Genomic DNA, 7,006 nt, shown 5'->3' with positions numbered 1-7,006 from the left:
AGAACCTTCTCGATAATATCGAGAACGAAATACACATCGAGGAACGACCAGCTTGCCGCTGCTTTTTTTCTCATTATCCTCGGACTTCCATATTCACACTGCTGTGGTGTCCTATATATTTTCCACCGCTAATTATCGGTTAAAACACCGGCTCAGATCTGACGGTGAAGCGATTGCCGAGCCTGACGGCAGAAAGACTCGAACGTCCAAGGCTTCCTCGACAGCGACCTCAACGCTGCGCGACCGCCAAAACTTCCACGAAGCATTGTTCCCCTGGGAAAAGCCGAAACCAGCCTTTCTTTCCGATACAAATTGCCCCGGTCGCCGCGATCAGTCAGATTTCGCCGGTCGTTTCGCCGAAAACCGCCTCGAAGGCGGTGCGCAGCCGGATATCGACATCAGCCATCATCACCGGCAGGCCAAGATCGACGAGGCTGGTCACACCATAGGCTGATATCCCGCAGGGCACGATGCCGCCGAAATGGTCGAGATCGGGATCGACGTTGAGCGACAGTCCGTGGAAGGTCACCCATTTCCGCAGCCTTATGCCGAGAGCGGCGATCTTGTCCTCGGCCATCGCCCCATCGGCCAGCAATGGCTTTTCCGGCCGGCGCACCCAGACGCCGACGCGATCTTCACGTCGCTCACCGCGCACATTCATCATGTCGAGCGTGCGGATGACGACGTCTTCAAGGGCGGCAACGAAGGCGCGCACGTCCTGACGCCGCCTTTTCAGGTCGAGCATGACATAGGCGACGCGCTGGCCGGGTCCATGATAGGTATATTCACCGCCACGCCCTGTCGCAAAGACCGGAAAACGGTCCGGCTGGACGAGGTCCCTCTTATTGGCGCTGGTGCCGGCAGTATAGAGCGGCGGATGTTCGACGAGCCAGACGAGCTCATCACCGCCATCCGATATCACCGCCACCTCGCGCTCCATCGTCTCCACCGCCTCCTCATAGGGAACGAGGTCATCGGCGATGCGCCAGCGGACCGGCCGGGTGCCGAGTTGGGGAAGCATGGAGAATTCGAGATCAGTGCGAAGCATGGCCATTCCTTGCCGCTCTCCCCGAAATGCCTGTGAAATAGGGGCGGCAGGACAGCTATATGGACCCGTTTCGAGGCCAATTCAAATGCTGTGACCGGTTTTCAAAAAAACTGTCACATCGCCCTTGTGCACCCCAGATGCTTTTGCTACATGCTGCCCCGCCGACGCAAATCGGCACCTACCACGATGCGGTCGTGGCGGAATTGGTAGACGCGCAGCGTTGAGGTCGCTGTGGGGCAACCCGTGGAAGTTCGAGTCTTCTCGACCGCACCATTTCTCTTCAGGGAAACGCTCTCTAAGCGACGATTTCGTTTTTCACCTCGAAACCATTTGCGATTGCTCGGCTTGATTGCCCGGCCTTCTCATGGTTGATGGCGTCATCCTCCCAAGAATCAGCAGCCATGTCAGAGCCCCACCAAAATTCCCTGCAGGGCATGGCCATCATGTCCGGCGCCATGCTCATCCTGCCGACAATGGATGCGATCGCCAAATATATGGCGACCTTCGAGGCGATGTCGCCGGGTCAGGTGACCTTCTACCGATTCTTCTTCCAGATTGCCTGCACCCTGCCGATTCTTTTCGCCCTTTTCGGGCCGAAGGCGCTGTCGGCCAAACGGCCATGGATGAACCTGCTGCGCGGTGTGCTGCATGGTGCTGCGAGCCTGCTTTTCTTCGTCGCCGTCAAATACATGCCGCTCGCCGACGTCTTCGCTATCTATTTCGTCGAGCCCTTCATGCTGACCGCCCTGTCTGCGCTGTTTCTCGGCGACAAAGTCGGCTGGCGGCGCTGGACAGCGATCGTCGTCGGTTTCGGCGGCGCGATGATCGTCATTCAGCCAAGCTACGAGATTTTCGGCTTGAAGGCGCTGCTGCCGGTCGCCTGCGCCTTTCTGTTCTCGCTCTATCTCTTTCTCAACCGCGCCATCGGCGAGGCCGATTCGCCGTTGACCATGCAGACGATGGCCGGCATCGGCGGAACGGTCTTCATGGCGGCCGCCCTTCTCGTCGGTAGCAGTTCCGGCAATGCCGATTTTGCTGTCTCCCTCCCCTCCTCCGGTCTCGGCCTTGTCCTGCTTCTCGCCCTCGGCACGATCTCGGGATATGCGCATATGCTCGTGGTCCGGGCTTTTCGTCTCGCGCCGCTGTCGCTGCTTGCGCCGTTCCAGTACTTCGAGATCATCTCGGCGACCGTTCTCGGTTATGCGTTGTTCAACGATTTCCCGAGCTTTTCCAAATGGATCGGCATCTTCATCATCGTTGCGTCAGGCCTCTTCATCATCTGGCGCGAGCGGCTGCAGGCGCAATCGTTAAAATCTTCCTGACCTCGGGAATATCGGGTTAACTCCTCTTCTTGAGGGATCGTCAATTCGCAGGCGCTAAAACTGTCTCCGGTTTCATGATGAAGCCTGGAGTTAAAACATGAGCGAATTTCGTCTCGCTTTTCCGGCCTGTGTCGTGGCCGGCAAGCATCGGCTGACGGCCGAAGATATGATACTGCTGCGCAAACATGCCTTCCCGCAGGGCATCCGGACATCAGACGATGTCGTGGCGATGTTGGCGCTCAACAATTCCTGCCCTGAAAAATGTGCCGCTTGGAACGCTTTCTTTGTGGAGCAGCTCGCCGGTTTCATCGTCCATTACACGTATCCGCAAGGCTCGCTTGATGAAATCAACGTCGCCTGGATCATGCGCATGTTTACGACCGATGGTGTCGTCAACTCGGCGCTGGAACTCGAGCTCATTCTTCACGTCATGGAGATCTCGGCCGATGTCCCGGGCGAGTTGAGAGCGCTCGCCCTCGATCAGCTCCGCCTGGCGATCACCGACAATATCGGTGGCTACAAGCTGTCGCGTGCCATCGATCGCCGGGGCATCTCCCGTCAGGACGTCGATTTTGCGATGCGCATCTTCAGAAGCGTGGCCGAAGGCGGCGTCATCCCCGTCTCGTCGGTCGAATACGGCGTGCTCCAGCAGATCGAGCGGGCAACGCTGGCTGGCGCCAATCATCCGCACTGGGCGGGGATCATGGCCGCCGTCGAGCTGCGCGATTATGCCGAGCCGCGTCGCAGCCGCTGGCTGCGCATCGTCGACGAGGAACCAGTCTCGGCAGCCGCTGTCGCCTGACGCTCCGCAAGCCTGATTGTGCGTTCCGGTGTTTTGTGCGTAAAACTCCGGGATGCATTTCTGGGTGGAGTCTCGATGTTCAAGAAAATCCTGATCGCGAATCGCGGCGAAATCGCCTGCCGCGTGATCAAGACTGCGCGCCGCATGGGAATTCTGACCGTCGCGGTCTATTCGGATGCGGATCGGGACGCGCTGCATGTCGAGATGGCTGACGAGGCTGTGCATATCGGCCCCGCCGCAGCGTCGGAGAGTTATCTGGCTGCCGAAAAGATCATCGCGGCCTGCAAGGCGACGGGCGCCGAGGCGGTGCATCCCGGCTACGGCTTCCTGTCCGAACGCGCCTCCTTCTGCGCCGAACTGGAAAAACAGGGTATCGTCTTCATCGGCCCGAAGCCGAAGGCCATCATGGCGATGGGCGACAAGATCGAATCGAAGAAATTCGCCAATGCCGCCGGTGTATCCACAGTGCCCGGCCATCTTGGCATCATCGAGGATGCGGCCCATGCGGAGGTAATCGCTGGCGGGATCGGTTATCCCGTCATGATCAAGGCATCGGCTGGCGGCGGCGGCAAGGGCATGCGCATTGCATGGAACCAGGCAGAAGTGCGCGACGGCTTCGAGCGTGCCCGCTCCGAGGCGAAAAGCTCCTTCGGTGACGACCGCGTCTTCATCGAGAAATACATCGTCGAGCCACGCCATATCGAGATCCAGGTGCTGGCCGACGCGCATGGCAACGTCGTCTATCTCGGCGAACGTGAATGCTCGATCCAGCGGCGGAACCAGAAGGTGGCGGAAGAGGCGCCCTCGCCCTTCCTCGATGAGGCCACCCGCAAGGCGATGGGCGAGCAATCGGTGGCGCTCGCCAAGGCCGTCGATTACCAGAGCGCCGGCACCGTCGAATTCATCGTCGACCGCGATCGCAATTTCTATTTCCTCGAAATGAACACCCGCCTGCAGGTCGAACATCCCGTGACCGAACTCATCACCGGCATCGATCTTGTCGAGCAGATGATCCGGGTCGCAGCGGGAGAGCCCCTTCCCTTTACTCAGGAGGACATCAGGCTCGACGGATGGGCGATCGAGAGCCGGCTCTATGCCGAAGATTCCTACCGCAACTTCCTGCCCTCGATCGGCCGCCTGACGCGTTACCGCCCGCCGGCGGAAGGCAAGACCGGCAATGTCGTCGTCCGCAACGATACCGGCGTCTTCGAGGGTGCCGAGATTTCGATGTATTACGATCCGATGATCGCCAAGCTCTGCACCTGGGCGCCGACACGGCTCGAGGCGATCGACGCCATGGGCCGGGCGCTCGACGGCTTCGTCGTCGATGGCATCGAGCACAATGTTCCTTTCCTGTCGGCGCTGATGAAACATCCGCGCTGGCGCGAGGGCCGGCTTTCCACAGGCTTCATCGCCGAGGAATATCCTGACGGCTTCGCGCCGATGAAACCGGAGCAGTCGGAAGACGCCGTGCTTGCCGCGATCGCCCTCTCCGCCTCGTTGATCGAGGCGAACCGTCGTGAACGTTTCGCCGATCGCCTGCGCGCTGCATCGGGCGCGCTGCGCGAGCACTGGGTGATCAAGATTGGCGACAAGTACGTCGCGGCACGATTGCTCGACGGTCTCGTCACCATCCCCTTCGATATGGACATCGCGATCGAGGGCGAGAACAACAGCGTTGTCACCGATTGGAGACCAGGCGACCCGGTCTGGAGCGGCAAGGTCGGCGGTCGCGACGTTACCGCGCAGATTCGCCCCGTTCCGAACGGGTTGCGTATCGACTGGCAGGGGCTTTCGGTGATTGCCAAGGTCTTTTCGCCGCGTCATGCCGAACTCGACAGGCTGATGCCGGTGAAGCTGCCGCCCGATACCTCCAAGCTCCTGCTCTGCCCGATGCCCGGCCTCGTCGTCGCCATCGCGGTTGCCGAGGGCCAGGAGGTCAAGGCCGGTGAGACGCTTGCGATCGTCGAAGCGATGAAGATGGAGAACGTGCTGCGCGCCGACCGTGATCTCGTCGTCTCGAAGATCAATGCCGCAGCCGGTGAAAGCCTGGCCGTCGATGCCGTGATCATGGAATTCGCCTGAGAGGAAAAGACCGGGCGACCGGCCGTTTTCGCTTGAGCCGAATTCGCCGACCATGCCAAGCTCAGCCCGATAAATCAGCTGGGAACCAACAAAAATCGACAGGGAGATATCAAGATGGACGTTCGCGCCGCCGTTGCCGTTCAGGCAGGAAAACCGCTGGAAGTGATGACCGTGCAGCTGGAGGGGCCGCGGGCCGGCGAAGTGCTGGTCGAGGTCAAGGCGACGGGCATCTGCCATACTGACGATTTCACCTTGTCGGGCGCCGATCCCGAAGGCCTCTTCCCGGCGATCCTCGGCCATGAGGGCGCCGGCATCGTCGTCGATGTCGGTCCCGGCGTCACCTCGGTCAAGAAGGGCGACCATGTCATTCCGCTCTACACCCCGGAATGCCGCGAGTGCTATTCCTGCCTTTCCCGCAAGACCAATCTCTGTACCTCGATTCGATCAACCCAGGGGCAAGGCTTGATGCCGGACGGCACCTCGCGCTTTTCGATCGGCAAGGACAAGATCCACCACTATATGGGGTGCTCGACCTTTTCGAACTTCACCGTGCTGCCGGAGATCGCCCTTGCCAAGGTCAACCCCGACGCGCCGTTCGACAAGATCTGCTACATCGGCTGCGGCGTGACCACCGGCATCGGCGCGGTCATCAATACCGCCAAGGTCGAGATCGGCGCCACGGCGATCGTCTTCGGTCTCGGTGGCATCGGTCTCAACGTGCTTCAGGGTCTGAAGCTTGCCGGTGCCGACATGATCATCGGCGTCGATATCAACAATGATCGCAAGGCCTGGGGCGAAAAGTTCGGCATGACCCACTTCGTCAATCCGAAGGAGGTCGGTGACGACATCGTGCCTTACCTCGTCAACCTGACCAAACGCAACGGCGACCTGATCGGCGGCGCCGACTACACCTTCGACTGCACCGGCAACACCAAGGTGATGCGCCAGGCACTGGAAGCATCGCACCGCGGCTGGGGCAAGTCGGTTATCATCGGCGTTGCCGGCGCCGGCCAGGAAATCTCCACCCGCCCGTTCCAGCTGGTCACCGGCCGCAACTGGATGGGCACCGCCTTCGGCGGCGCGCGCGGGCGCACCGACGTGCCGAAGATCGTCGAATGGTACATGCAAGGCAAGATCCAGATCGATCCGATGATCACCCACACCATGCCGCTCGAAGACATCAACAAGGGCTTCGAGCTGATGCATTCGGGCAAAAGCATCCGCGGCGTGGTGGTGTACTGAGTATTTAGTCGAGGCGGCCACACGTCCAATCTTCAAGCAGGTTCGCTTTACCCGTATAGTCGAGATAGACAGAAGAGAGCGTGCCCCGACCCCAGTTTAAGTAGTAGGTGATCGGCGAATAGAGCAGCTCCTTTTTCAGGATCGGCGAATTATAGCGGCTATCCAAAAGGAAGGTTGAGACGAATGGGCCGTCGTCGCCGTTCTCGTGTGTGAGCGAGTGGAAGATGACTGTCGCCTTAGACTTCTCAAGCGGCCCATTCTCATCGGCAACAAAGTCGATCTTTTCCGTTGAAACCGTCAAATTTCCGGTGCTATCGCGCTCGACGTTCGTTGCTTCAACGGCTCTGCCCTTCACGATCCTCTCGCACCGTATTGCAGCAGCCTGTGTCTGCCAGCCAGCGATCAAGATGGTTATGGAAGCAACAAGGAATGTCTTGAGCATATGCGTAGGGACCCCGGCTTGATGGGCAAGAAATCAAGACGAAATGGTTAGCAAGCTGAAATCCA

General features: G+C 59.8%; 6 protein-coding genes, 1 tRNA gene and 1 pseudogene. 5 read left to right on the top strand and 3 right to left on the bottom strand.

Annotated features, from left to right (window positions below):
* Nucleotides 1–74 (bottom strand): annotated as a pseudogene (locus C3Y91_RS38575) (methyltransferase family protein); the annotation flags it as partial.
* Nucleotides 75–334: 260 nt separating this feature from the next.
* Nucleotides 335–1,054: a lipoyl(octanoyl) transferase LipB gene (gene lipB / locus C3Y91_RS18420; protein ID WP_018072200.1), complete on the bottom strand. Its 720-nt coding sequence runs from the start codon at nucleotides 1,052–1,054 to the stop codon at nucleotides 335–337.
* A 182-nt stretch (nucleotides 1,055–1,236) separates the two neighbouring features.
* On the opposite strand from lipB, the gene C3Y91_RS18415 reads away from it, so the two are divergent.
* From C3Y91_RS18415 to C3Y91_RS18395, 5 genes are all read left to right on the top strand, one after another.
* Nucleotides 1,237–1,321, top strand: a tRNA-Leu gene (locus tag C3Y91_RS18415).
* Nucleotides 1,322–1,419: 98 nt separating this feature from the next.
* Nucleotides 1,420–2,370 carry a DMT family transporter gene (locus C3Y91_RS18410; protein ID WP_018072201.1) on the top strand — a complete coding sequence of 317 codons (951 nt, stop codon included), beginning with the start codon at nucleotides 1,420–1,422 and terminating at the stop codon, nucleotides 2,368–2,370.
* Between the two features lie 97 nt (nucleotides 2,371–2,467).
* The gene (locus C3Y91_RS18405) at nucleotides 2,468–3,172 is read left to right on the top strand and encodes a hypothetical protein (protein WP_018072202.1); all 705 of its coding nucleotides are present in this window, start codon (nucleotides 2,468–2,470) and stop codon (nucleotides 3,170–3,172) included.
* 75 nt (nucleotides 3,173–3,247) lie between these two features.
* Complete coding sequence (locus C3Y91_RS18400; protein WP_168575666.1) at nucleotides 3,248–5,257, top strand: acetyl-CoA carboxylase biotin carboxylase subunit; 2,010 nt, start codon at nucleotides 3,248–3,250, stop codon at nucleotides 5,255–5,257.
* Between the two features lie 114 nt (nucleotides 5,258–5,371).
* Complete coding sequence (locus C3Y91_RS18395; RefSeq protein WP_018072204.1) at nucleotides 5,372–6,499, top strand: S-(hydroxymethyl)glutathione dehydrogenase/class III alcohol dehydrogenase; 1,128 nt, start codon at nucleotides 5,372–5,374, stop codon at nucleotides 6,497–6,499.
* Between the two features lie 4 nt (nucleotides 6,500–6,503).
* Here C3Y91_RS18395 and C3Y91_RS18390 read toward each other — a convergent pair whose 3' ends face one another.
* Nucleotides 6,504–6,941, bottom strand: coding sequence for a hypothetical protein (locus tag C3Y91_RS18390; protein ID WP_018072205.1), 438 nt, complete (start codon nucleotides 6,939–6,941; stop codon nucleotides 6,504–6,506).
* Nucleotides 6,942–7,006 lie beyond the last annotated feature (65 nt).

Origin of the sequence: Rhizobium ruizarguesonis, assembly GCF_012349115.1 — a bacterium.
GTDB lineage: Bacteria > Pseudomonadota > Alphaproteobacteria > Rhizobiales > Rhizobiaceae > Rhizobium > Rhizobium ruizarguesonis.
Note: the sequence above shows the minus strand (reverse complement) of the source record. Positions and strands in the feature narration are given on the sequence as shown.